Genomic DNA, 24,497 nt, shown 5'->3' with positions numbered 1-24,497 from the left:
GGCGCGACGAGTGAAGGCTGTGCCTAAATCCAGCCATCGATCGCCGCCACCGCCTCTTCTGCGGTTTCCACAAAGCGGAACAGCGCCAGATCCTCGGGGCTGATCGTGCCGGCCTCGGCCAGCGCATCCCAGTTGATGATCTTTTCCCAGAACGCCCGGCCGAAAAGCAAGAACGGGATCGGCTTCATCCGCCGGGTTTGAATCAGTGTCAGCGCCTCGAACATCTCGTCCAGCGTGCCGAAGCCACCCGGAAACACGCAGATTGCCTTGGCCCGCATCAGGAAATGCATCTTGCGGATGGCGAAGTAGTGGAAGTTGAAACACAGGTCCGGTGTCACATAGGCATTCGGTGCCTGTTCATGCGGCAGCACGATGTTCAGGCCAATCGACTGGCCCCCGGCCTCATGCGCGCCCAGATTGCCCGCCTCCATCACCCCCGGCCCGCCGCCGGTTATGATCACGTTTTCCCGGCCATAGCTTTCCATGCTGCGCTCGGTCATCAGCTTGGAAAACCGCCGCGCCTCGTCATAATAGGCCGACAGCGCCGACAGCGCGGGCGTGCGCCCCAACTCAGGGGTGGCTGGAATCCGTGCGCCGCCGAACAGCACGATGGTCGATTCAATGCCACGTTCGTCCATCACCACCTGAGGTTTCAGAAGTTCCAGCTGCAATCGCACCGGGCGCAATTCCTCGCGCGTCATGAAATCCGGGTCGGCAAAGGCCAGCCGGTAGGCAGGGGCGCGGGTCTGGATGGTGTCGGGGCACAGGTCAGCCGCTTTCACATCCTCGACCGAGTCGCGGAACGGGTGGGCGCGGGGTTCGTCTTTCATAAGGTGCTCTTGCATTGCGTGAGGGTGATCCAAGCCTTATAGGCAGGGCGCAACAGGACCAACCGAAAAAGGGTGACAGCATGTCAAACGCCGCTCTGGAAGCCGCCATCGAAGCCGCATGGGAAACCCGCGACAGCATTACCCCCGACACAAAGGGCGAGACGCGCGATGCCATCGAGGCGACGCTGACAGCGCTTGACGCAGGCACGCTGCGGGTCGCGGAAAAGCGCGACAACGGTGACTGGCACGTGAACCAATGGGCGAAAAAGGCGGTGCTCCTGTCGTTCCGCCTGACCGACATGCACGAAATTTCGGGCAGCAACGGCGGGTCCAACTGGTGGGACAAGGTGCCGTCGAAATGGCAGGGCTGGACCGAGGCCGACTGGCGCGCCGCAGGCTTTCGCGCCGTGCCCGGTGCCATCGTCCGCCGGTCGGCCTATATCGCCAGAAACGTGGTGCTGATGCCTTCTTTCGTGAACATCGGCGCCTTTGTCGATGAAGGCACCATGGTCGATGGCTGGGCCACCGTGGGGTCGTGCGCGCAGATCGGCAAGAACGTGCACCTGTCTGGCGGCGTCGGCATCGGCGGCGTGCTGGAACCGATGCAGGCCGGCCCCACCATCATCGAAGACAACTGCTTTATCGGCGCGCGGTCGGAAGTGGTCGAAGGCTGCATCATCCGCGAAGGCTCGGTGCTCGGCATGGGCGTGTTCATCGGCAAATCGACCAAGATCGTCGACCGTGAATCGGGTGAAGTGATGTACGGCGAAGTGCCCGCCGGGTCGGTGGTGGTGGCCGGATCGATGCCATCAAAGAACGGCATCAGCCTCTATTGCGCCGTGATCGTGAAGAAGGTCGACGCCCAGACCCGCAGCAAGACCAGCATCAACGAACTGCTGCGCGACTGATCTTTCTGTTTCCCCCAGCCTTCGGGCTGTGGGAAATGTTGAGATCTGGTTGAAGTGTCAGATTCAATATATTGATATCATTGGATATGACAGGTTTTCCCCTGTGTGCGCATCCCCGAAAGGCCCTGCCATGACTGACGATAAACCCGCCAAGACCAGCCGCCAGCAGGTCTATACCTTGCTGGTTCAGGTCGGCCGCAAGCCCGGCGACGACCTGCCCGCCAAGGCCACCGGCGGGGCGCTTATGTGCTATGCCAGTGGCGTCGACGAGGCTGAGGCGGTGCGTGAAACCGTGGCCATCCTCAAACAGGCCGACCTTGCCGTGCTGGAGGTGGAAGGCCACGGCTCGCTGGATGAACAAAAAGAGGCCGGGGCCGAAATCCCGCCCGAAGAAGAGGCGCTGATGCTGCGCGCGCTGGAAGAAAACTCGGTCATCGTGGCCCAGATGACCGCCCTTTACGATTAGGCGGCCCCAAACAGGCTCCGCCGGGCCATCAGGCTGACCAGTTGCTGCGCCTCATAGGGCAGCAGCACCTGCAGCGGCGGCTCGGCCAGCGCCCCGTGGCTCAGCAGCCTCAGGCCGTCCACCAGCAGCAGTTCGGGCAGACCAAGGTCCAGCGCCACGCAATCAATCGCCGCCTGCCGCCCGTCCAGCCGCCCGATGGTGCCGTTCGCCAACGCCCCGGCGCTGACCAGCACCTCTTCGACCCCAAACATATACTCCACCTCGGCCCCGCTCAGCACGACAAGCTGGTCTGCCGACAGCAGCACATCGCTGCCCTGACCCAGAAAGGGTGCGCGCAGGATCACCGGGGCAAAGCTGCCCCGGCTGGGCAGCCGCAGCCGGTTCACCCGCAAGACCGGCTGCAACCCGCTGTCCGCCGTCCGCACCAGTTCCCCCACCCGCAGCGCCCCCGCCGCCACCGGCCCCCGCGCGGTCTGAACCGGCGTGCGCAGGCCCAGCCACGGCGCGCGTTCCGGCGGGCGGGCACCTTGCGTCACCCCGAACCACAGCAGCGACCGGTGCCGCAGCGCGGCGCCGTCACGCCGGCACAGCCCCGCCAGTTCGTGTGGTGACAGCGCAATTGGTCCGACACCCGCGATGGTGCACTCCTCGCCCAGTCCGATCCGCCCGTAACTCAGCCGCCACGCGCCGGTGTGGCGGCTCCAGCCATAGGTGATCCGCGCGCTGCCTTGCCCGAACGGCAAAGGCCCCGGCAAAACGTGCCGCCGCACCAACTGCCCCGCGCGGTGCAGCACCACAATTCCGGCCCGCGGATCGGCAAAGATTGAAAAACTGCGCTGTGGGCCGTCCTGCCATTGCAGCAAGACAGAGCCCTCGCCCAGCGGCAGGGCTGTCTCGCAGATGAACAGCCCCTGTTCCAGCGGGCGGGTATCGCCCCCGGGCAGGGCCAGATCAGACAGCGCCAGCCAGTCACCCATGGATCACGCCGCCTTTTCCGCCGCTGCAAACAGCAGCTGCGCCTCGAACGGCCGCAGCGTCCGCCGGGCCGCCGGGCTGTAGCCGCCACCGGTCTGCGGGTTCAGCTCGGGGAACAGGCTGCAGATTTCTTCGATGATCTCGGCCTCGAACATCCGCGTCGATTGCGGCCCGGGCAAAAAGCTCTCGGTCGCCAACCCTTCGGAAGAGACGATCTGATGTCGGTCAAACAGCAGGTGCACATAGTCTACCGCGCCCCCCTCCATCACCCGCACCGCCCGACCGTTGACCAGATCGCGCGCCGCGACCAGCACCTCGGTTTCGCCAAACAGCAGTTCGGCCAGCGGGTCATGCACCAGCACCCGGTGCTGCGGCGACACCAGCAGCCGGCGATGGTTGCCAAAGGTGCCGGCCCTGATCTCGATGGGTGCCAGTGCCCCCACTGCAGCCACTTGCCGCCGCCCGGTCCAGCGCAGCGGTTGGGGGCCGTCATCCTTTGTCATCACCAGATCGCCGGGGCGCAGCGACTCAACCGGGCATTCCCCTTTGTCGGTCAGGATCATCGTGCCCGCGACAAAGCAGGGAATCGTGGTGATCTTGACGATCCCGGTGTCGACATGGCCGCCAATGGTCGAGGCGACGGTATAGGTGAAATTCACCTGCTCGCTGTCGCCATTGCCGATCACCGTGATGGTGCCATCGGCATTCAGCTGCACCTGCTGACCAGATGCCAATGTCACAACCTGCCCGGGCGACACGTTGGCACCGTTGATCTGGGTGACGTTCAATGTTCCCGCGCCGCTGTAATGATCATTGGCCAAAATGTCGAAAGTCTTCTCGCCGGTGGCAAACATGGTGTCTTCATCGTCGCGGGCGACCAGCGTGGTCTGGATGCTGTCGCCCACAATGATCAGGTTTGAATCGTATCGCGCATCGCCGGTGTCGGCGATTCCGATGCGCAGCGAATTCACCACCCCGGCCTGCACCGGAATGGTCAGGGTCATGGTGACCGTGAACCCGTCCATTTCCGTGTTGTACTCGTCGTTCAGGTTGCTGATGAACAGGTTCGGCTGGGTCATCGGGTTGATGTTGTTGATCGACGAGGTGCCGTTCCCTATCGCGATCGGCACATAGGTGCCGTTGGCCCAGACGCCCATCACATCGTTGAACGCCGAGTTCACGTATTCCGGGTATTCTTCCGAGCTGAAGACGAACCGCATGGTCATGACATCGCCGGCGGGGATGAAGTCCACATCAATCCAGACGGCATCAAAGGTGCGAGCCCCCGCGATGGCATTGAACTGGCTGTTGTTGTCTATGCCCGACGTGTCGGTCGAGGTGTCGGTGGCGCGGTTGGGGTCGCCGCCGGACTGGGTGAAATCCCGCACGTTGCCGGTCGACAGGATCACCCCGGAAGAGGATGGCAGCACGCCGGGGGACAGGTCGCCATTGGTAAAGGTGGCCGAACTTTCGCGCGGCCCGGTATAGCTTGCTCCCACGACGGTCACACCATCGCCGAACATTGCATTCGCCATCGCCATTGCGTTTGCGTTGACGTTGTAGTTCAGTTCTGCGCCTGTCGCCAAGACTGCCTCCCCCCGTTGGAGACAGAGCATTGTAAGCGGTCAGGCGAATGCCTGCCGGAGCGTTTGTCGTGAATGGGTACGTTGACCCTGCTCTGCCCTGCCTCTGGGATCTAAATTTTAACGAAGGTTAACAGAGTCCTGCCGCAAGTCATCCACATTTCTGCCCGCAAGAATGGCAGGCCCGTGGGGCTGGGGCCGAACGTGTCTTGGCGGCAACAATAGGTGGCCGCGCTGCAGACAGTTGCAGCGCGCGCGCCCTGTGGGTATGCCTGCATCACCGCTGCCGGAGAGCCAAGATGACCAGTCCCATTGACCCTGTTGCCCTGACCGCCGATCTGGTGCGTTGCCCTTCGGTGACCCCGGCAGAGGGGGGCGCGCTGGTCTTGCTCGAAGGTGTGCTGACCGAAGCAGGTTTCACCTGCACCCGGGTGGACCGGGGCGGCGTGCCCAACCTGTTCGCCCGCTGGGGCACACGCGGGGCCAACCGCAGTTTCGGCTTCAACGGTCACACCGATGTGGTGCCGGTGGGCGACGCCGCCGCCTGGACGCAAGACCCGTTCGGGGCCAAAGTGGTCGATGGCTGGATGTATGGCCGGGGCACGACTGACATGAAATCCGGCGTGGCGGCCTTTGTCGCGGCAGCGGTGGATTTCGTGCGCGATACCCCGCCAGATGGCGCGGTGATCCTGACCATCACCGGCGATGAGGAAGGGGTGGGGGTTGATGGCACCATGGCCCTGCTGGACTGGATGGCCGGGCAGGGCGAACGGATGACACATTGCCTTGTGGGCGAGCCGACCTGCCCGAATGACATGGGCGAAATGATGAAGATCGGCCGCCGCGGCAGCATGACCGCCTTTATCACCGCCACCGGGGTGCAGGGCCATTCGGCCTATCCGCACCGGGCCAAGAACCCGATGTCGGCGCTGGTCAGGCTGCTTTCCCGGCTGGAGGAAAAACCGCTGGACCAAGGCAGCGCCCATTTCGACGCCTCAACGCTGGCGATCACCACCATCGACTGCGGCAATCCGGCCAATAACGTGATCCCGGCGCGGGGCTCGGCCACTGTGAACATCCGCTTCAACGACCTGCATACCGGGGAAAGCCTGACCCGCTGGCTGCAAGATCATGCGCAGGCCGTGGCGCAGGAAACCGGGGTGCAGATTGACCTTCGGGTGCAGATTTCGGGCGAAAGTTTCCTGACCCCGCCCGGAGATTTCTCGGCCCTGATCGCCCACGCCGTGCAGGCGATCACCGGGCGCACGCCCGTGGCCTCTACCTCTGGCGGCACGTCGGACGCGCGTTTTGTCAAAAACCATTGCCCGGTGGTGGAATTCGGTCTGGTGGGCAAGACCATGCATCAGGTCGATGAACGGGTAGAGGTCGCGCAGATCCACCAGCTCAAGACCATCTACACCCGCATCCTGCAGGACTACTTCGCATGATCCACATCGCCCCCACCCGCGACATCGCCACCTGCCGCCAGTTGCGCCGCACCGTGTTCATCGAGGAACAGGGCGTGTCCGAGGCAGACGAGGTGGACGACAAGGATGACGAGGCCATTCATTTGCTTGCGATGGTCGATGGCATCCCCATGGGCTCTGCCCGGCTGCTGCTGTCCGGCGACACCGGCAAGATCGGCCGCGTCTGCGTTCTGCCTGCCGCACGCGGCACCGGTCTCGGCGCGGCCCTTGTAAGGGGCGCGGTAGAGGAACTCCGCCGCTGGCCCGGGATAAGCCGCGCCAAACTCGGCGCGCAGACACATGCTCTGGGTTTCTACGAACGCCTGGGCTTCACCGCCGAAGGCCCGGTTTACGACGACGCGGGCATCCCGCACCGCGACATGGTACTGGCGCTGTAGCGGCAGACTTGCCTTCAGGCTACCGCGCGGTCGCTGGCCAGCATGTCGCGCACCATCGGAATGACGGTCTGACCATACAGCCGGATACACGCCATCAGATCGCCATGCGGCTGCGGGCCGGTCGCGTATTTCATGTCAAAGCGCTGAATCTTCAATGTCCGCACCGTCTTTGCGATCTTGCGCGCGACCGTCTCCGGACTGCCGACATACAGCGAGCCATGCTCGATCTCGGCCAGATACTTGTCCTTGGTGACCGGCGGCCAGCCCCGTTCTCGCCCGATGCGGCCGAACATCTCGCGGTAATGCGGCCACAGCGCCTCTTGCGCCACCCCGTCCGTCGCGGCGACAAAACCGGGGGAATGCACACCAATCGGGCGCACCTTTGCATCCATCGACGCCACAGCGCGGTGATACAGATCGATATAGGGCACAAACCGCGCCGGATCGCCGCCAATGATCGCCAGCATCAGCTGCAGATCCTGCCGCACCACCCGCACCACCGACTCCGGGCTGCCGCCAACACCGACCCATGTGGTCAGCCCCTTTGGCCCCAATGGCGGGTAGACCACCTGATTTTTCAGCGGGGCGCGGGTTTCGCCCTTCCAGCTGACCTTTTTCTCGCGCACCAGACGCGCGAACAGGTCCAGCTTTTCCTCGAACAGCTGATCGTAATTGGCCATGTCATAGCCAAACAACGCATAGCTTTCGCTGAACGATCCACGGCCCAGAATGGCCTCGGCCCGGCCATTCGACACAGCATTCAGGGTGGAAAACCGCTGGAACGCCCGCACCGGGTCATCCGACGACAGCACGGTCACGGCGGTGCCAAGATGAATGCGGCTGGTGCGCCCCGCAATGGTGGCCAGCACAATCTCGGGCGCAGAAATGGCGAAATCATCGCGGTGGTGTTCGCCAAGCCCGATGAAGTCAATGCCCACCTGATCAGCCAGCACCGCCTGTTCCACCACGTCGCGCAGCACTTGGGCCATCGGCAACATCTGCCCGTCCGCGCCACGGTTCACATCGCCGAACGTGTCCAGCCCCAAGGAAATCTCGCCCATACCGGCCTCCTGCTCTTTGCATCACCATAGGCAAGGCCGCAGTCGGTGCAAAGGTGCCGGCCCGCACGGCAGCTGTGCGCGTCAGGACAGGTCGCGCAGTTCCAGCTGGCCACTCGGGCTTTGCCGCACCTCGAACCGGGGCAGGCGGCGCACCAGATCTGACAGCTTGGCCGCGCCATAGGTGCGGGTGTCGAAATCCGGGTTGGCCTGGGTGATGAACTGGCCCAAAGGCCCCAGCGTATACCATTCGCCATCCGGGTCGATGGCCCGCATCGCGGCGACGATCAGCGGAATGGCCCCGGACGGGGCTTCCTTGGTGCCGGGGCGTGGTGGCGGGGCATCTTCCACTGTCTCGCTGCGGAACATGCTGCGCGGCGCTTCCTCGGCAGGGGTGTTCAGGTTTTCCACATAGATGAACCGCTTGCAGGCCATGCGGAATGCCTCAGGCGTCTTTTTCTCGCCGATGCCATAAACGTCCAGACCCTGCTCGCGGATGCGTGCGGCAAGCCGGGTGAAATCACTGTCTGACGATACCAGCACAAAGCCATCGAATAGGCCGGAATGGAGGAAATCCATCGCGGCGATCACCAGCCCGATGTCTGACGCATTCTTGCCCTTGGTGTTGGAAAACTGCTGATCTGCCACCAGACCAAGCGCCGCGACCTTCTTGGCCCAGCCGCCCAATCGCTGCGCCGACCAGTCGCCATAGATCCGGCGGACGGACGCTTCACCCAGCGCGGCGATCTCTTCAAAGATCGCCTCGGCATAGCTGGCGGGAACATTGTCGGCGTCGATCAGAACGCAAAGGCGGGGGGTACGGGTTTCAGGCATTGGTCTCTCCATTCCGCCGCTTGTCGCATTTTGGCCCGCCCATGGAAAGCCTCAAGCTGACAGGCCAGTGCCAGCGCATCGGGAGTCCCACCATCCCGTCACTTCTTATTACCTGTTGAAAAATATCCCACGGGGGGCCGGGGGGTGTGAAACCCCCCGGTCAACGTCAGCCTTAGTAGATCACGACAGACCGGATGCTTTCGCCGGAATGCATCAGGTCAAACCCTTTGTTGATGTCCTCCAGTGCCAGCGTATGCGTGATCATCGGGTCGATCTGGATCTTGCCATCCATGTACCAGTCCACAATCGTCGGCACATCCGTGCGCCCGCGCGCGCCGCCAAAGGCAGTGCCTTTCCAGACCCGCCCGGTCACCAGCTGGAAGGGGCGCGTCTCGATCACGGCGCCCGCCGGGGCGACGCCGATGATGATGCTTTGGCCCCAGCCGCGGTGGGTGCATTCCAGCGCGTCGCGCATCACCTTCACATTGCCGGTGCAGTCGAACGAATAATCCGCGCCGCCGATCTGGTCGAAGGGCGTCTTGGTCAGATCGACGATGTGCTGGACGACCGAGCCTTCGATCTCTTTGGGGTTGACGAAATGCGTCATCCCGAACCGCTCGCCCCATTCCTTGCGGTCATTGTTGATGTCGACCCCGATGATCATGTCGGCCCCGGCCAGCCGCAGCCCCTGCAACACGTTCAGCCCGATGCCGCCCAGACCGAACACCACCGCCTTGGCCCCGATCTCCACCTTGGCGGTGTTGATCACGGCGCCGATGCCTGTGGTGACGCCACAACCGATGTAGCAGATCTTGTCAAACGGCGCATCCTTGCGCACCTTTGCCAGCGCGATTTCCGGCACCACGGTGTGGTTGGCGAAGGTCGAGCAGCCCATGTAGTGATGGATTGGCGTGCCATCCAGCATGGAAAACCGCGTGGTGCCATCGGGCAGCAACCCCTGGCCTTGGGTGGAACGGATCGCGGTGCACAGGTTGGTCTTCTGGCTCAGACAGCTGGGGCACTGGCGGCATTCGGGGGTGTAGAGCGGGATGACATGGTCGCCGGGCTTCAGGCTTTTCACCCCCGGTCCGCAGGCAATGACCACGCCGGCACCTTCATGCCCCAGAATGGCGGGGAACAGCCCTTCGGGGTCGGCACCCGACAGGGTGAATTCATCGGTGTGGCAGATGCCGGTCGCCTTGATTTCCACCAACACCTCACCCTCTTTGGGGTCGGCCAGATTGACCTCCATCACGGTCAGCGGTTTGCCGGGGGCAAGGGCAACGGCGGCACGGGTGCGCATGGGTATTCTCCTGTTTCGGTTTGGCGACAGGCTGCGGGAAACTGCCTGCCAAGGCAAGACCCTGCGTCGGGAATTTCCACTTCTGTCCAAGGCCGTAAAGCCATGGCTGCGCAGGCTTTCGCCTGTGCGCACGGCAGGGGTTGAAGACGGGCAGCGGGAATGGCCAAATGCTTGGGCAGGTGCGGCCCGGCACCCAAGCTGCCGCCGAAGAATGGAGACCAGTATGAAACACGCAGCCTTTGCAGGATGTATTGTGGCCGCTCTGGCAGCGTGCCAGCCCGTCGTGCCGGATGGCCCTGACCTTTCCAGCTGTGGTGCAAATGCGCTGCAGGGGCTGGTGGGCCAGCCAGCCTCGGTTCTGGAAACGATGAAGTTCGGTCAGCAAACCCGGATCATCCGCCCGGATACGGCGGTAACGATGGATTACCGGGTTGACCGGCTGAACATCGAGATTGACCGCACCGAGCGGATCTCGCGCGTGCATTGCAGCTGAACGGGCGGATTTGAGTGGCAAAAGGCCCCCGACAAAAGGGGGCCTTTCCTTGAACAGACGGGACTGACTTACATCCGGTATGTGGAATGGCAGTCGCGGCAGGTGCCACCGACGGCCCCCATCCCGGCCTTAACCCCGTCAAGCGAGCTTGGGTCCAGCGCGGTTGCAGCGGCTTCCAGCACCTCGGCCTTGGCTACGAAATCATCCCAGTTGGTCCAGACCTCGGGTTTGGCTTCGGCCACCGGGTCGGTCGCCTGCGGTTCAAACTTCGCGGCGATATCGGCCGTAGCGGCGACCAGAGCCACTTGTGCGGCGGCGGCGGCGGTGGCGTCAAAAGCCACCTTGTCGGTCGCCATGTCGCCCAGAACCTTGACGTTCATGCCAATGGTGCTCATCAGGTCCATCCGGGCCTTCACGGTCGGGTCCTGCACGCCCTCTTTGGCGACAGCGACACCGGCAACAAGCAAAAGTCCGGCAATCAGGCTTTTCGAGATTAATTTCATGGATTCTGGCTCCTGGCTGATACTTCCGGCGCAGTATATGTGCAGGTTTGCATCGCGGAAGTGACGTTGTCGTAGATCGCTTGCAGATCACGAGAACGTCATCAGGGCCAGTCTGCCGTCACTCCAGCGCGCGGGCTTCGCTCAGCAGCATCACCGGAATGCCGTTGCGGATCGGAAACGCCAGACGGGCCGCTTTGGACACCAGCTCCTGCGCGGCGGCGTCATAGGTCAGCACGGCATGGCTGACCGGGCAGATCAGACTTTCCAGCATGCGCGGGTCCACGGTCTGCGCGGTGCCGGCGGCACCTTCACGCGCGGTTGTTTCGGTCATTGCATCACCTCGTCATCAGCGCCGCCCCGCAAGGCGAATTCGATCAGCGTCACCAGCGTTTCGCGCCGGGTGGACAGCGACGGAGCCTCCAGCAGGGCCTGCTTGTCTTCGGGTGTGAAGGGGCACAGCATCGACAGCGAGTTGATCAACAGTTCGGCTTCGGCCTCTTTCAGGCTGTCCCAGTCGGTGGCAAGGTTCAGCGTGGTCAGATACCGCCCCAGAACCGCCAGAAAGGCCGGGCGGTCAAAACCCGGATCACTTTCATCCTCGCGGTTCAGGTCGCTGCCGAATGACGACCAGTCGACCAGACAGCGGCGATAGGGGGCAAAACCCTGCACCTCTTCGCGCACCCGGAACCGCGACATGCCCGACAGTGTGATCATGTAGCGCCCGTCTTCGGTTTCCGAAAACCCCGTCAACCGGCCCGCACAGCCAATGGACTGCAGGCGCTTTTCCCCACCCGGCGTTTCGCGCGTCTGGATCATGCCGATCAGCCGCGTTTTGGTTTTCATGCAGTCTTCCACCATCGCCAGATAGCGCGGTTCAAAGATGTGCAGCGGCAGCCGCGCCCGGGGCAGCATCAGGGCACCTGGCAGCGGGAAAACCGGAATTGTGTCGGGCAAGTCAGATGCGTTCATCATGTCTTTCCACCTAGGCCGGAAACGGCGTCAGGCAAATATCATCGACGACAGTTTGCGCCGCCCTTTCATGACGATGGGATCTTTGGCCGCCAGCGCATCGAAAATAGTGAAAAGCTGGGTGCGGGCCGCGCCGTCATTCCATTCGCGGTCACGCCGGAACAGTTCCAGCAACTGATCGACCGCGGCTTCGGTCTTGCCTGCCGCCAGCAGCGCAGCGGCATAGTCGAACCGGGCCTGATGATCGGCGGGGTCCGCCTCGACCGCGTTTTGCAGATCTTGTTCCGGGCCGGCATTCGCCGCCTGTTTGGCCAGTTCGATCTGGGCGCGGGCCGCTTCAACCTCTTTGGCGGTGGCGATGGCTTTGGGGGCATTGGCGGCCAGCACCTCGGCCTGTTCCAGATTGCCAAGCGCCAGATGGGTGCGGATCAGCCCGCCATAGGCGGCGGCATTTTCCGGCTCTTCCTCGAGGATGGCGGCGAAAGTCTCGGCCGCATCCACCGCAGCGCCTTCGGTCAGCATCTGCTCTGCCGCCTCGATCGCTTCGGCCAGACCACCATCGCCACCAAGGGCCTTGATCCGATCGATGAATTTCTTGATTTCCGATCCCGGCACCGCGCCCTGAAAGCCATCTACCGGCTGGCCCTGCCAGAAGGCAAACACGGTGGGGATCGACTGCACCCGCAGCTGGCCTGCGATCATCTGGTTTTCATCGACGTTGACCTTGACCATACGGACCTTGCCGCCTTCGGCCTGTACCGCCGCTTCTAGCGCCGGGCCAAGCGTTTTGCACGGGCCGCACCACGGGGCCCAGAAATCAACGATCACCGGCACGTCGCGGCTGGCCTCGATCACGTCGGCCATGAACGTGGCCTCTGTCGTGTCCTTGATCAGGTCGTTTTTCGGTGCGGCGGTGGGCTTGTCACCAAGGCTGAACATGAAGGTCCCTCTTCCGGCTGAAATCAGGTCCTTATATGCGCATGGTGCGCGCAAAGGCCAAGGGGTTTAGGGGCATTTACGACGGCACATTCTGCCCGTAGCCTGTGCGCAGCACAGCGATGGAGGATGCGATGCCGTTTCTGATGACCTTTGGTGACAGCAACACCCATGGCACGCCGCCCATTGTCACGCGGGGCGAATACCACCGCTTCGGTCCGGGGGTGCGCTGGCCGCAGGTCTGCTTGCGCGCCTTGGGCGTGGGCTGGGAACTGGCCGAAGAAGGCCTGCCCGGGCGTACGGCGCAGTTTCCCGATCCGGTGATAGGCGCGCACATGAACGGGCAAGACGGGCTGAAGATCGCCCTGCAAAGCCATGGCCCGGTCGATGTGCTGACGATCATGCTGGGCACCAATGACGTGAAGGCACGGTTTTCCGCCACGCCCGAGGCGGTGACGGCCGGGGTGGCCGGGCTGGTCGATATCGCGCTCAGCCTTGAGATGCAGGCCCGGCACGGCGGGTTCAGGGTGCTGTTGATCTGCCCGCCCCCGGTGGCCGAGGTGGGGCCAATCGCCGGTGAATTTCTGGGGGCGACCGCCCGCAGCACCGGGCTTGCCGAACGCTATCAGGCTTTGGCGCAGGCGCGGGGTCTTGGCTTTCTGGATGCGGGACAGATCATCGCGGTCAGCCCGCAGGATGGCATCCACTTCGAACCCGAGGCCCACGCCGCCCTTGGTCTTGCCGTGGCCGAGGCTGTCGGGCAGCTTTAGACCGCCGATGGCGTCAGGTCGGCCCAACCGCAGCGCGCCGCAAGCTCTGCCGGGTGTGCGCCGGTGTGCACCGCGCCGCCCTCACGCATTGCCAACGATTTGCGCATGTTCCAGCGTTCGCGCATCAGGTGCAGCCCAGACCGGCTCAGCTTGGTGACAGGGGTCTGGATCGGCAGGAACTGCGGCCATTTTGTCTGCATCCAGCGATAGCTTTCGGTGAAATCCATTCCCAAGGCATCGTGAAACCGGTCATTGTGAATACAGGGCAACCCCACTGCATAGGCCCCCTTGCCCGATGCGCGCGCGTGGCAGACGATGTCGGTGCCATACATGTGCCAGCCAGGCTGGGTTTCGTCGAACCGCAGGCCGGACGACCGGCGCAAGAGGATCAGCATTTCGTCAAAGCTGACCACCGGCTCCGGCTGCAACGGCACGCGCCCGATGATCTCCCCCAGCGATGACGTCCAGACCGGCCCGAACTGCCGATAATCTGCCGCCACCCCGTACGCCCCGGCCAATGCCCAGTCGGGATGACGCTGTGCAAGGTCGGTCAGCCGCCGTTCCAGCAAGATATCCCAGCCCTTTGGCAGGTAGACATCATGATGCACGAACAGGATCAGGTCGCTGTCCGTCGCATCGATTGCGCGGTTATAGGCGATGGCCGCAGAGGGTGCGCCGCGCTGAACGTGCAGGGGAACACCCCCCGCCAGCAGGGGCGAGGCTGCCAGATTCGCCGCAAGAATGGCATCGGAATTGCTGGCGCAGGCAATGACAAGTGAAGCGGTCATCCCACATGGCCTTTGCTGGCAAAAAGCTCGGTCAGTTTTTCCGCCTCGTGGTTGATGTCGTGCCGGTCCAGAACCCGCAGGCGCGCCGCCTGTCCCATCGCTGTCAGCCGGTCGGGCGGGGTGGAGGCCATGTCCTGCATCGCCTGTGCCAAAGCCGCCCCATTGCCCGCAGGCACCAGCCAGCCGGTATCGGGCGTCACCAGCTCGGGGATACCGGCAATCGACGTGGCGATCACCGGGCGTCCTGCAGCCATGGCCTCCATGATCACCACCGGCAAACCTTCGGCAAAGGATGGCACGATCAGCGCTTGCGCGCCTCCCAGCGCCTCGCGCACCCGCGCCTCGTCCAGCCAGCCGGTCAGGGTGACATGGCGGCCCAATCCGTGGCCGGCGATGGCCGCTTCGATCTGCGGGCGCAATGCGCCATCGCCCACCAGCGTCAGATGCAGGTCGGGCAGGGTCTGCACCGCCTGCGCCACCGCCTCGATCAGCAGCGCAAAGCCCTTTTGTTCAGACAGCCGCCCGATGGCCACCAGATGCGGCCCCCCCGCAGGCATCGGGGTCGGATCGGGAAAGCGCCAGGGTTCGATCCCGCAATGCACCACGTGCAGCCGGGGCCAGGTTCCGGCAGCGGTCCAACGGCACAACTGACTGCGCCCAAAGCTGGAAATCGCAACCGCAAAGGCGGCCCGGTCGGCCTTGAGGCCCAGACACAGGGTTCGGGGCGCATCAAATTCTTCGGGTCCGTGGACGGTAAAGGAATACTCCGGCCCGCCCATCATGGCCGACAGCATGGCCACGGTGGTGGAATTGGTGCCAAAATGGGCATGAAGATGTGTCAGACGCAGGTCATGGCAGCGACGCGCCAGATGTGCCGCCTCTGCCAGATAAATCAGGTGGCGCATCCGCCCCCCAGTGCCCGGTGTCACGCCATCGGCCCGCGCCCCGCAGCGCAGCGCCATGCCGACTGCGCGCACTGCGCCGACAGGATGCTTTGCCATCCAGCCGAGGGCTGACATCATCAGCTTGCCCGCCCCCAGTTCCAGAACATGCTCGGTCCGCGCGTCCTCTGCCATATCCGCCGGATCGACCAGCGCCGACCGATCTGACCGCAGGGCAAAGCGGTAAATATCCCAGCCCTGACGCTCCAGCGCCAGAATCTCGCGCCGGATAAAGGTAAGCGAGTTGCGGGGATAGGTGTTCACCAGATAGGCGATTTTCAACGCAGACTCCGCAGCAAACGGCGATAGGAATTGGCGCAGGTGCAACGTGCCAAAGGCACACCAACGGACTGCTTTGCAGAACTGCCATCCTGTATCATCCGAAACATCCTGCGGCGGTCACTTCAGCACCACCGCCATCAGAACCAGCGCCAGCACGGCCCCGCCCAGAACAAGGCGGCTGCGGTTTCCGGTCATGCCCGGCAAGTGTCCGGCATCGTTCTCGATCAGCGATGTGATCACCCTGCGCCCCAGCGGCTTGCGGCTGCGGTGCTGGACTTCTGGGATCGACACCACCGGGCGCAGGTTCAGTTCGCGCTCCATCTGGGCGGCGGTGCGGATGACAGGGTTCAGCAGATCAAGCACAAAGGCCAGAACAAGGGCAAGACCGGCACTGCCGATCAACCCGGCAATTGCTATTTTTCGGCCACCAGAGCCGATCGCATAGTCGGGGGTGATCGCGCGTTCCAGCATGGCAAACCGTTCGGTCTGCTGGCGCGCGGCAAGGCTTTGTGCGGTTTCCGCCTCGGCCTTGCGCTGTGACACCAGCGAATACTGATCCTGCAACTGCCGCATCTGCCGGTCATAGGCGGAAAGCACACGTTCCACCTCGGCTGTGTTGCCAAGGGTCTCCTCCAGCGCCGTTTTGCGGTCCAGAAGGGGCGCGCGCTGCGCCGTCAGCACGGACAACCGCTGCGCGATGTCCTCTTGCCGCCGCCGGTCTGTTGCGCGCGGGGTCTGCAAGGTGCCGATCTGCGCCGCCTCGCTTTGCAGGCCCGTTATCTCCTGATCCAGCCCGCGCAGCGAGGTTTCCAGCTGGGCAATCTCGTCCTGCCGTGCCTCGCGTACCCCGGGCAATGCACTGCGATTGGCATTGCGAAAATCCGAAATCTCGGTCTCCAGCGTGGCGATCTCTTGCCAGAGTCGGTTTTCCTGTTCGCTGAAAAAGGCAAAGCTGGCCTCGGCAGTCGCGCGCTTGCCTTCGGCCCCCAGATCCAGCACGCTCTGGGCCAGGTCATTGGCGATGCGCGCCGCATCCTCGGCCCGCCCGGCCTGTGCCACGATGATCAGCGCCGACAGGGCCCCCGACGGCCCTGTCACGCTTTGAAACCGGATCGACCGCCGCATCGCATCGACCTTGTCTTCCAGCGACATGCCCGGCGCATCGGCAAACAGGCTGTGACGTTCGATCAGCGTGATCATGGTTTCGCGCGTGGTCAGACGCTGTTCAATGCTGGTTAGCAGTTGCAGAACATTCACCGGCACGGCCAGGGCCCGCCCGCCTTCGCTGACCATAGGGAACTCAACCTGCAGCACGGCGGTCGCCTCGAACACATCGGGGCGCGTCTTGGCATATGCGACCGCAAGCAGGGTTCCGGTCAGCGTGATCAGCACCATCAGCCAGATCCGGCGCCGGATCAGGCTGACCAGATCTTCAACGGTTTGAATCGGACCCATCGCCTAGTCCTGCCCGTAACGCAGGCGGCCAAGGCCACGGTCCTGCGCACGGTTCAGAACGATGCCCATCAGGGGAATCCGGTTTTCAAACAGTGCCTCACAGGCGCGGATGTCCTTCGCGGTGCTTTGCTTGCCGTCGACCACCACCAGAACCGCATCCAGCTTGCCCCGCATGGCCAGCACATCATCGCTGACCAGCGCCGGGGGCAGGTCCAGCACGATGATTTCAGGGTCCAGCAGCTGTTCGATGGACTCCAGCGCCTGCAGCGTCTCCGCGCTGTGCAGGATATCACCCGCATCGGACGCGGCCTCAGAATTGAACCCGATGGCCAGCGTTCTGCCAACCCGCACGAAAAGCTGGTCCATCGGCTGGCTGCCATCCAGAAAGTCACGCAGCGCGCCGCTGGGTGTTGCGCCAAACAGGCTGTGCAGACCGGGACGCCGCAAATCAAGGTCAAGCAGCACCGTCCGGCTGCCGGGGCGCCGGGCAAGGGCCATCGCCAGATTGGCCGCCGTGAACGACTTGCCGCAGCCATGGGTGGGTGATGTCACGCCGATGCGTTTCCAGCCACGCTCGACCATCGCCTGCGACACACGGGTGCGCAGAATGTCGAATGCGGTGCCCGCAAGGCTTTGGTCCGGATTGGTGAACAAACCGTTTCCGGCCAGATGGTCGCTATCAAGGCTGATCGCAGACAGCGATTCCCAGACCCTTGCGGGGCTGAACAGGGCAAGGGGGTAGGCGTCGGAAAACACATCGCGGTTCAGGGTGCCGTCCAGCGGTTTTGGCTGCCGTTTGGGTGCCTTGCCGGGGCGGAACACCGACGCAGGCATCAGGCGGCTCCGCCGCGACGGGGCATCGCCCTCCTCGGCCATCGTCAAAATCCCCATATCCATCGACTTTTGCACTGGTAACGCCAACTTGTTGTGTCGGGCCATGTAATGGCACGCTCCTGAAAAGCGCAGCGCGGGGGCTGCTTGCCGTAAATCAGACCTGCAAGCCAGCAAGCCACGACTTTTGGTTTGTCTTGGCCGATGACAAGCCACGCGTGGTGTCCTGCAACCGTTTCAAACGCACCAGACCCCCGTCCAGTTCCCCTGATGATTAGCAGAATGTCTTCCGAAATGAAAGGCTTTGCCCCCGTCGCTACCCCCGTCGCTACCCCCGTCGTCACCCCCGTTGCCGCCCGTGTCTCCCTGTCCGTGGGGCATGGTGTTTGGCCGGGGTCGGCTTTAGGCTTGGCGGGGCAGCAAACGGGGGCAGCAGGGATGACCGCGATCATTGATGCGGTGGTGATCGGCCGGAATGAAGGGCAGCGGCTGGTGGCCTGTCTGGCATCTCTGCAAGGTCAGGTCCGGCGGCTGGTCTATGTCGACAGCGGGTCCACCGACGGGTCGGTGTCCGCAGCAACAGCCGCGGGGGCACAGGTCGTCGCGCTGGACATGGCCCAGCCCTTCACCGCTGCCCGAGCGCGGAATGCGGGGCTGGCGGCGCTGGCCGGGGCACCGCCCGAGTTTGTTCAACTGATCGACGGCGATTGCACATTGGAACCCGGCTGGATGACAGCGGCGCTGCGGGCATTTGATCACCATCCCTCCGCCGTGGTGGTCTGCGGCAGACGGCGAGAGCGGTTTCCCCAAGCCTCGGTCTACAATGCGATGGCCGACCAGGAATGGGATACGCCCGTGGGGCAGGCAATGGCGTGCGGCGGCGATGCCCTGATGCGCTTTGCGGCTGTCATGGCCGTTGGCGGCTTCCGCGACGACCTGATCGCCGGAGAGGAGCCGGACCTGTGCCTGCGCCTGCGGCGGGCTGGCGGCACCATCCGGCGGATTGATGCCGCGATGACCCTGCATGACGCGGCCCTGCTGCGGTTTGGCCAATGGTGGCGGCGGATGGTCCGGTCGGGGCATGCCTTCGCCGAAGGGGCGCAGCTGCATGGCGCGGGGTCCGAGCGCCACTGGGTCGCCGAACACCGGCGGGCGCTGCTGTGGGGCGCGGCGGGTCCGCTGGCCGTGATCGCGGCGGGCGTGGTGCATCCGGCTGGCTGGGCGCTGGCGCTGGCCTATCCTGCGCAGGTGGTCCGTCTGGCGCGGCGGTCAGGCTGGTCCTGGGGGCTGCTGATCGTGGTGGGGCGCTTCGCCGAGGCGCAGGGCGCGTTGGGGTTTCATCTGAACCGGCTGCGGGGCCGACGGCGGGGGCTGATCGAGTACAAGTGAAGCTGAGCCCCTGCGCTGCCGCAGGGCGGCAATCACCTGACCGGGCAGGATCGCGATGCAGGCCAGATAGCGCGGGATCAGCCGGCGCGGGGCAGAGATCACCCGCCACAACCATTCCAGCGCCAGTTTGCGCATCCAGTGCGGGGCGCGGGTCTGCTGGCCTGCCACAAAGTCAAGGCCCGCGCCAAAGCCGCAAAAGCCGATGGCGGGGGCCATGGTCCGGCCAAAAGCGGCGAAAGCTTCCTGCCGGGGGGCGGACAGCGAGATGATGCACAGCCGCGCCCCGGTGGCCTGCATTGCGGTCAGGGCGGCCAAGGCTTCCGGTCCGCCGGGATCAAATCCCATCACCGGCGCGCCGGACCAGACCACCCGAAGGCCCGGCATCTCGGCATTCAGGTTCAGGGCGGCCTGCGCCAGCACGGCGGGGGTGGACCCGTAGAATGCCACCGGAACCGCGTCCTCCGCCGCCATCTGCAACAGCGGGCGCAGCAGATCGGATCCGGGCACCAGCGCCACTGGGCGGCGGGCAAGGTGCGACAGCCAGACGATCGGGTTGCCATCGGCCACGATAAGATCCTGCGCCGCATAGACCTGCCGGTAGCTGGCAGAGGCGCGCAGTTTCACCAGATGATCGAGGTTAAGGGTTGCCAGAGTGAACCCCTGCCCAGCCTTCAGCCTTGCCCGGACCTCTGCCAGCAGGCAGGTCTGGTCGGGGATGTTCACGGTGATGATCTGGTCAGGAAACTGGAACCGCACGCGTCGGGCTTTCGAGAGTTGCCCGGGCCTTGTGTCAAGGCGACGGGCAAGGCGGAAAATGGACGGAAACGAGGTTTTCCCTTTTATTACAAGGGTCTGATCCTTTTAATTTCAGGGGGTTGGCTTTTGTGTGTTAAGAATTTGTTAACACTTTGACCGTGCCCTTGACCAGTAGAATTCTCGATGTCCGAAATGGGTCATCGGATGCCGGATCAGACTGATCTGGATCAAATCATTTATCCTATACATAGGTTAAAAGCCCGTCATGCGCCTCGCAAACAGCAAAGAACAGGGTCGTGTAGATCCAGCACAGGCAAACAGGCACCCAATCGTGCCGCGAAGATCCTCAGGGGGAATGCCCTATTCGGCCCGAAACCGCACCCGGGCGTTCCGGGGCGGCGGGTGGTGCCATCCATGGTGCCTGCATCAGCCCCCTTTTGGTCAGCTCCGCTGCGCCAGATCCAGACAGTCAGAAGAAAAACCACGGTCCAGAATGTTTCATCACCTTGCCTATACCAGCGCCGCGCCCGAGCCGCTCTGCCCTGATCGCCTCGCCGACCTGCTGGAGGTGTCTGTGCGCAACAACACCCGTGACGGCATCACTGGGGTTATGCTGTACCACGATCAGTCGTTCTTTCAGGTTCTGGAAGGCGAAAGGTGCGCTGTTGAACGCTGCTACATGCGCATTCTTGGCGACACCCGCCATGTCGGCGTGCTGCGGCTTTGGAACCAGCCGGTGGACGAACGGGTGTTTTCGCACTGGGCCATGGGATATGCCGGGCCAGACCCGCTGTATGGTTACAAAGGTCCGGCGCAAGACTGTCTGACCCGGTTGCTGCGCCTGGCCGGGGGGAGCGCGGCAAACGAGCCCGTCGCCCTGGCCTTGACCCGTCAGATGTACAACCGCTTCAGGTTCGGCATGATGCGCTATGGCGGGCCGATCCTGACCTGAGCATACCCGGCCAGCCCGTCACCGGCTTAGCCCGTCATCCGGCCTCGCCCTGTCGCTGCCCGTTGCTGTCGGTCCACCAGCACAGCATGCGGTCTTCGGCGCGGTAGCGGTCGGCGTCTGCGGGGTCGCCGGGGCTGCGGCTGCGGTGGCAGGGCAGACCGGCAATCTCTATCGTCCCGGTTGCGGCGTGGCCAAGGTGATACGAGATCACCTTGTCGATCAGGTAGGGATCAAGCTCTTCCGGCCGGGCACAGGCCGGATCGGCGATGATGTCGGCCAGACGCAGGCGCTTTGCCTCCTCAGCCGCCAGAATGCGCGCAACATCGGCGCGAAACACCGGTTCGGTGGCAATATAGGCCTCCAGCGCGGGCAGGGTTTTGGCTGGTGGTTTCTTCAGCTTCAGATGTCCCGCATCATGCAGCACCTTCAGCACACGCGCGCCGATGGGCGAGGTCAGCTGCACATGGGCGTCGTGAAAGGCCAGTTCCCTGTCCTCATCCGACATGCGGAACGTGGCGGGCCGTCCTTCCAGCACGGCACGGCGCAGCGCGGCCAGCGCCGGGGTGCGATGGATGTTGGGGATCAGGTCGATGATCCCCAGCGCCGGTTTCATGTGCGTCCGGATTTCCCAAAGCATGATCTTTGCCCTTTCCACAGCGCAAAAGGCTGCAAGGCTTTGCTGTATAGAGCATGATGCCACACAAGGCCACCTGCCGCGCCGCGTCTCCCGCCATGCCCTTTCAGCGCCGCATTCAAGGCGCGGTCGCGCCGCGAAGCGATGGCAAGACAGTCGGGCCGATCCGTGCTATCGCGGCCCGCAGAATACAGACAGCCAGACACAGATGCCCATTGCAAACACGCTTGCCTATCTGATGCTGGCCCTGTGGCCGGTGGTTTCGTGGATCCTGTTCACGAAACTGGATCCGGCACGCGCGCTGATCTGGTCCGTGCTGGGTGCCTATATGCTGCTGCCGCCGGTCATCGCGCTTGACCTGCCGGTGGTGCCGGGCATCGACAAGGATGCGGTCGGCGGTCTGGCGGCGCTGGCGGCCGTGCTGTTTTTGCTGCGACACAGGGTCGGTGTTTTGCCCGCATCGCGTATCGGGCGCGGGTTGATCGTGCTGTATCTCCTCAGCCCGTTTGCCACGGTGCTGACCAACAGCGACGAGATCTGGTTTCAGGCGTCCCGGCTGCAGGCGCTGCGGATCTATGACAGTGTGGCGGTTGTGGCCAATCAGGCGATTGCGCTGGTGCCGTTCTTTCTGGCGCGCCGGTATCTGGCAAGCGAACAGGCGATGCGCGCCATCGTGGTGGCGCTGGTGATCGCCGGGCTGATCTATTCGCTGCCGATGCTCTATGAGGCGCGGATGTCGCCACAGCTGAACCTGCGGATCTATGGCTATTTCCAGCATGATTTCAGTCAGGCGATCCGGTTTGGCGGCTTCCGGCCCTTTGTCTTCATGCCGCACGGGCTGTGGGTCGCGTTCTTTGCGATGATGTGTTTCGTCGCGGCCGTGACGCTGCTGCGGGTGGGGCCTGCCACGTCACGGCCCGGGGCCTTGCTGGCAGCGGTCTATCTGTTTGTGGTGCTGTTGCTTTGCCGCAGCGCCGGGCCGGTTGTCTATGCGCTGCTGCTGGCCCCGCTGGTGCTGATCGTGCCGCGCCGGTTGCAGATTCTGTTCGCCGGGCTGATGGTTGCGGTGGTGATCACCTATCCGCTGCTGCGCGGGCTGCATCTGGTGCCGGTGCAGGATATCCTGACCTTTGCCACCGGGCTGAACGCGGAACGCGGGGCATCGCTGGCGTTCCGGATCACCAACGAAGAGCTGCTCCTGAACCGTGCGGCCGAACGACCTTGGTTTGGCTGGGGCCTTTACGGGCGCGGGTTCCTGCATGACCCGGTCAGCGGGCAGATCAACGTGATCGCCGATGGCGGCTGGATCATTACCCTGGGCACCTTCGGTTGGGCGGGTTACCTTGCGGAATTTGGCCTGCTGGCCCTGCCCGTCGGCCTGATGGCGCGCGAGGCGTTGCGCCAGCCTGCCGCACTGTTGTCGCCCTTTGCCGCTGCGGTGGTGCTTCTGCTGGCGGTCAATCTGGTGGATCTGCTGCCCAATGACACGCTGATCCCGTTTACCTGGCTGATGGCAGGCGCGGTGCTGGGCCATGCCGAGACGCTGCGCAGCGCGTGGAAGGTGGCGCGCCGTCAGGCGATGGGCCACGCCCTGCCGCCCGGGCGGACGGTGATATGACCGCCGGACTCCGCCCGCGCGTGCTGTTGCTGGCCGAGGCGGCGAACCCGGACTGGGTGTCGGTGCCGCTGGTCGGCTGGTCTTTGGCGCGGGCATTGGCCCGGGTGGCCGATGTGCATCTGGTGACACAGGTGCGCAACCGCGACGCCATCCTGCGCGCCGGGCTGGTGGAAGGGGTGGACTTTACCGCCATCGATTCCGAAGCCCTCGCGCGGCCCTTGTGGAAGCTGGGCACCTTCCTGACCGGCGGGCGCGGCGGCTGGACGATTCAGCAGGCGGTGGCCACGATCAGCTATCCATATTTTGAACATCTGGTGTGGCAGCGCTTTGGAAAAGAGATCTGCGCCGGGCGCTATGATGTGGTGCACCGGATCACGCCACTTTCCCCGGTGCAGCAAAGCCCCATTGCCGCGAAATGCCGCCGCGCGGGCGTGCCCTTCGTGCTGGGGCCGATCAACGGCGGCGTGCCCTGGCCCAAGGGGTTTCAGGCCGAGATGGCGCGCGAGCGCGAATGGCTGTCGCAGGTGCGTGGGCTTTACCGGGCATTGCCGGGGCGGCAGGGCACCCTGCGCGCCGATGCCATTCTGGCCGGATCACGGCAGACGCTGCGTGAGATTCCAGCGGCGCATCACGGCCGGGTGATTTATCTGCCCGAAAACGCGGTGGACCCGGCGCGGTTCAATACCCTTGCCCGCCACAACGGCCCGGGGCCGATGCGCGCCTGCTTCATCGGGCGTCTGGTGCCGCTCAAAGGCGTCGATATGCTGATCAGTGCCGCCGCCCCCCTGCTGCGCAGCGGCAGGCTGGCGCTGGATATCATCGGCGATGGCGACCAGATGCCCGCCCTGCGCGCCCAGGCCGCCGAATTTGGCGCGGCGGTTGTCTTTCACGGCTGGCAGGATCACGCGCAGGTGCAGCACATCGCGGCGCGCTGTCAGCTGCTGGCCTTTCCGTCGATCCGCGAGTTCGGCGGCGGTGTGGTGCTGGAGGCAATGGCGCTGGGCCTTGCCCCCATCGTGGTCGATTATGCAGGCCCCACCGAACTGGTCACCGATGCGACCGGATGGAAAGTCCCGATCACCGGGCGCGCAGGGGTGATTGCCGGGCTGGCCGCACGGCTGGCCCATTGCGTTGACCATCCGGACGAGGTGGCGCAAAAGGGTCAGGCCGCACTGGCCCGGGTGCAGGCGCTGTTCACATGGGACCGCAAGGCCGCGCAGATCCTTGACATCTATCGCTGGGTCATGACCCCCGACCGGCCAAAACCCGCCCCCTTCGGTCCGGGCTGACCCCACCAACTACCTTATTTTAGCCAAGTTTTGTCCATAGCCAAAGCACCAGCCTGCGCCCCCCGAGTAC

At 64.1% G+C, this 24,497-nt stretch carries 26 protein-coding genes; 10 read left to right on the top strand and 16 right to left on the bottom strand.

Annotated elements, in window-relative coordinates; genetic code table 11:
• Nucleotides 1–23: 23 nt before the first annotated feature.
• Nucleotides 24–830 (bottom strand): LOG family protein, encoded by an 807-nt coding sequence (locus tag EEB11_RS07295; protein WP_135429795.1) that lies wholly within the window; start codon nt 828–830, stop codon nt 24–26.
• 80 nt (nt 831–910) lie between these two features.
• On the opposite strand from EEB11_RS07295, the gene dapD reads away from it, so the two are divergent.
• Both dapD and EEB11_RS07285 read left to right on the top strand, forming a co-directional pair.
• Entirely contained in the window at nt 911–1,738 is an 828-nt protein-coding gene (gene dapD / locus EEB11_RS07290) for a 2,3,4,5-tetrahydropyridine-2,6-dicarboxylate N-succinyltransferase (protein ID WP_135429793.1), read from the top strand.
• 130 nt (nt 1,739–1,868) lie between these two features.
• Nucleotides 1,869–2,204, top strand: coding sequence for a DUF8846 family protein (locus tag EEB11_RS07285; RefSeq protein WP_135429791.1), 336 nt, complete (start codon nt 1,869–1,871; stop codon nt 2,202–2,204).
• Here the strand turns inward: EEB11_RS07285 and EEB11_RS07280 are convergent.
• Both EEB11_RS07280 and EEB11_RS07275 read right to left on the bottom strand, forming a co-directional pair.
• Entirely contained in the window at nt 2,201–3,181 is a 981-nt protein-coding gene (locus EEB11_RS07280; protein ID WP_135429789.1) for a Hint domain-containing protein, read from the bottom strand. The genes EEB11_RS07285 and EEB11_RS07280 overlap by 4 nt on opposite strands.
• A gap of 3 nt (nt 3,182–3,184) precedes the next feature.
• A complete protein-coding gene (locus EEB11_RS07275; protein ID WP_245298803.1) occupies nt 3,185–4,765 on the bottom strand; it encodes a Hint domain-containing protein in 1,581 nt (526 codons plus the stop codon).
• A gap of 296 nt (nt 4,766–5,061) precedes the next feature.
• Here EEB11_RS07275 and dapE point away from each other — a divergent pair, with 296 nt between their 5' ends.
• Entirely contained in the window at nt 5,062–6,210 is a 1,149-nt protein-coding gene (gene dapE, locus EEB11_RS07270) for a succinyl-diaminopimelate desuccinylase (protein ID WP_135429787.1), read from the top strand.
• Complete coding sequence (locus EEB11_RS07265; protein WP_135429785.1) at nt 6,207–6,626, top strand: GNAT family N-acetyltransferase; 420 nt, start codon at nt 6,207–6,209, stop codon at nt 6,624–6,626. The genes dapE and EEB11_RS07265 overlap by 4 nt, the downstream gene beginning before the upstream one ends.
• Nucleotides 6,627–6,640: 14 nt before the next feature.
• Here the strand turns inward: EEB11_RS07265 and EEB11_RS07260 are convergent, their stop codons facing one another.
• The 3 genes from EEB11_RS07260 to EEB11_RS07250 all read right to left on the bottom strand — a co-directional run bounded on the left by EEB11_RS07260 (nt 6,641) and on the right by EEB11_RS07250 (nt 9,821).
• Nucleotides 6,641–7,687 carry an LLM class flavin-dependent oxidoreductase gene (locus EEB11_RS07260; RefSeq protein WP_135429783.1) on the bottom strand — a complete coding sequence of 349 codons (1,047 nt, stop codon included), beginning with the start codon at nt 7,685–7,687 and terminating at the stop codon, nt 6,641–6,643.
• An 81-nt stretch (nt 7,688–7,768) separates the two neighbouring features.
• Entirely contained in the window at nt 7,769–8,518 is a 750-nt protein-coding gene (locus EEB11_RS07255) for an NYN domain-containing protein (protein WP_135429781.1), read from the bottom strand.
• A gap of 172 nt (nt 8,519–8,690) precedes the next feature.
• Entirely contained in the window at nt 8,691–9,821 is a 1,131-nt protein-coding gene (locus EEB11_RS07250; RefSeq protein WP_135429779.1) for an S-(hydroxymethyl)glutathione dehydrogenase/class III alcohol dehydrogenase, read from the bottom strand.
• Nucleotides 9,822–10,044: 223 nt separating this feature from the next.
• Between EEB11_RS07250 and EEB11_RS19525 the strand changes: the two genes are divergently transcribed.
• Entirely contained in the window at nt 10,045–10,314 is a 270-nt protein-coding gene (locus EEB11_RS19525; protein ID WP_167852688.1) for an I78 family peptidase inhibitor, read from the top strand.
• A 68-nt stretch (nt 10,315–10,382) separates the two neighbouring features.
• On the opposite strand, the gene EEB11_RS07240 is transcribed toward EEB11_RS19525, so the two are convergent.
• From EEB11_RS07240 to trxA, 4 genes are all read right to left on the bottom strand, one after another.
• Nucleotides 10,383–10,817: a c-type cytochrome gene (locus tag EEB11_RS07240; RefSeq protein WP_135429775.1), complete on the bottom strand. Its 435-nt coding sequence runs from the start codon at nt 10,815–10,817 to the stop codon at nt 10,383–10,385.
• Nucleotides 10,818–10,935: 118 nt separating this feature from the next.
• Nucleotides 10,936–11,148, bottom strand: a complete 213-nt coding sequence (locus tag EEB11_RS07235; protein ID WP_135429773.1) for a Trm112 family protein — start codon at nt 11,146–11,148, stop codon at nt 10,936–10,938.
• On the bottom strand, nt 11,145–11,789 hold the full coding sequence (locus EEB11_RS07230; protein WP_135429771.1) for an LON peptidase substrate-binding domain-containing protein: 645 nt from the start codon (nt 11,787–11,789) through the stop codon (nt 11,145–11,147). Before EEB11_RS07230 ends, EEB11_RS07235 begins: the two co-directional genes overlap by 4 nt.
• Before the next feature lie 27 nt (nt 11,790–11,816).
• The gene (gene trxA / locus EEB11_RS07225) at nt 11,817–12,725 is read right to left on the bottom strand and encodes a thioredoxin (protein WP_135429769.1); all 909 of its coding nucleotides are present in this window, start codon (nt 12,723–12,725) and stop codon (nt 11,817–11,819) included.
• A 131-nt stretch (nt 12,726–12,856) separates the two neighbouring features.
• On the opposite strand from trxA, the gene EEB11_RS07220 reads away from it, so the two are divergent.
• Nucleotides 12,857–13,492: an SGNH/GDSL hydrolase family protein gene (locus EEB11_RS07220; protein WP_135429768.1), complete on the top strand. Its 636-nt coding sequence runs from the start codon at nt 12,857–12,859 to the stop codon at nt 13,490–13,492.
• On the opposite strand, the gene EEB11_RS07215 is transcribed toward EEB11_RS07220, so the two are convergent.
• The 4 genes from EEB11_RS07215 to EEB11_RS07200 form a co-directional block, all read right to left on the bottom strand.
• Nucleotides 13,489–14,280, bottom strand: a complete 792-nt coding sequence (locus EEB11_RS07215) for a glycosyltransferase family protein (RefSeq protein ID WP_135429766.1) — start codon at nt 14,278–14,280, stop codon at nt 13,489–13,491. The genes EEB11_RS07220 and EEB11_RS07215 overlap by 4 nt on opposite strands.
• The gene (locus EEB11_RS07210) at nt 14,277–15,503 is read right to left on the bottom strand and encodes a glycosyltransferase family 4 protein (protein WP_135429764.1); all 1,227 of its coding nucleotides are present in this window, start codon (nt 15,501–15,503) and stop codon (nt 14,277–14,279) included. Before EEB11_RS07210 ends, EEB11_RS07215 begins: the two co-directional genes overlap by 4 nt.
• Before the next feature lie 117 nt (nt 15,504–15,620).
• The gene (locus EEB11_RS07205) at nt 15,621–16,958 is read right to left on the bottom strand and encodes a GumC family protein (RefSeq protein WP_135429762.1); all 1,338 of its coding nucleotides are present in this window, start codon (nt 16,956–16,958) and stop codon (nt 15,621–15,623) included.
• 3 nt (nt 16,959–16,961) lie between these two features.
• Nucleotides 16,962–17,897 (bottom strand): CpsD/CapB family tyrosine-protein kinase, encoded by a 936-nt coding sequence (locus EEB11_RS07200; RefSeq protein WP_135429760.1) that lies wholly within the window; start codon nt 17,895–17,897, stop codon nt 16,962–16,964.
• Nucleotides 17,898–18,227: 330 nt separating this feature from the next.
• On the opposite strand from EEB11_RS07200, the gene EEB11_RS07195 reads away from it, so the two are divergent.
• Nucleotides 18,228–19,178, top strand: coding sequence for a glycosyltransferase family 2 protein (locus EEB11_RS07195; protein ID WP_135429758.1), 951 nt, complete (start codon nt 18,228–18,230; stop codon nt 19,176–19,178).
• On the opposite strand, the gene EEB11_RS07190 is transcribed toward EEB11_RS07195, so the two are convergent.
• Nucleotides 19,059–19,934: a WecB/TagA/CpsF family glycosyltransferase gene (locus EEB11_RS07190; RefSeq protein WP_135429756.1), complete on the bottom strand. Its 876-nt coding sequence runs from the start codon at nt 19,932–19,934 to the stop codon at nt 19,059–19,061. The two genes, EEB11_RS07195 and EEB11_RS07190, sit on opposite strands and share 120 nt — an antisense overlap.
• Nucleotides 19,935–20,427: 493 nt before the next feature.
• Here EEB11_RS07190 and EEB11_RS07185 point away from each other — a divergent pair, with 493 nt between their 5' ends.
• Complete coding sequence (locus tag EEB11_RS07185) at nt 20,428–20,886, top strand: BLUF domain-containing protein (RefSeq protein WP_167852687.1); 459 nt, start codon at nt 20,428–20,430, stop codon at nt 20,884–20,886.
• Nucleotides 20,887–20,920: 34 nt separating this feature from the next.
• Here the strand turns inward: EEB11_RS07185 and EEB11_RS07180 are convergent, their stop codons facing one another.
• A complete protein-coding gene (locus EEB11_RS07180; RefSeq protein WP_135429753.1) occupies nt 20,921–21,523 on the bottom strand; it encodes a hypothetical protein in 603 nt (200 codons plus the stop codon).
• Nucleotides 21,524–21,728: 205 nt separating this feature from the next.
• Here EEB11_RS07180 and EEB11_RS07175 point away from each other — a divergent pair, with 205 nt between their 5' ends.
• A complete protein-coding gene (locus EEB11_RS07175; RefSeq protein WP_135429752.1) occupies nt 21,729–23,138 on the top strand; it encodes a hypothetical protein in 1,410 nt (469 codons plus the stop codon).
• A complete protein-coding gene (locus EEB11_RS07170; RefSeq protein ID WP_135429751.1) occupies nt 23,135–24,427 on the top strand; it encodes a glycosyltransferase family 4 protein in 1,293 nt (430 codons plus the stop codon). Before EEB11_RS07175 ends, EEB11_RS07170 begins: the two co-directional genes overlap by 4 nt.
• Nucleotides 24,428–24,497: the final 70 nt, after the last annotated feature.

It is taken from the genome of Pseudotabrizicola sediminis, assembly GCF_004745575.1.
GTDB lineage: Bacteria > Pseudomonadota > Alphaproteobacteria > Rhodobacterales > Rhodobacteraceae > Pseudotabrizicola > Pseudotabrizicola sediminis.
The sequence above is the reverse complement of the archived record's forward strand: the minus strand, read 5'-3'. Positions and strand labels throughout refer to the sequence as shown.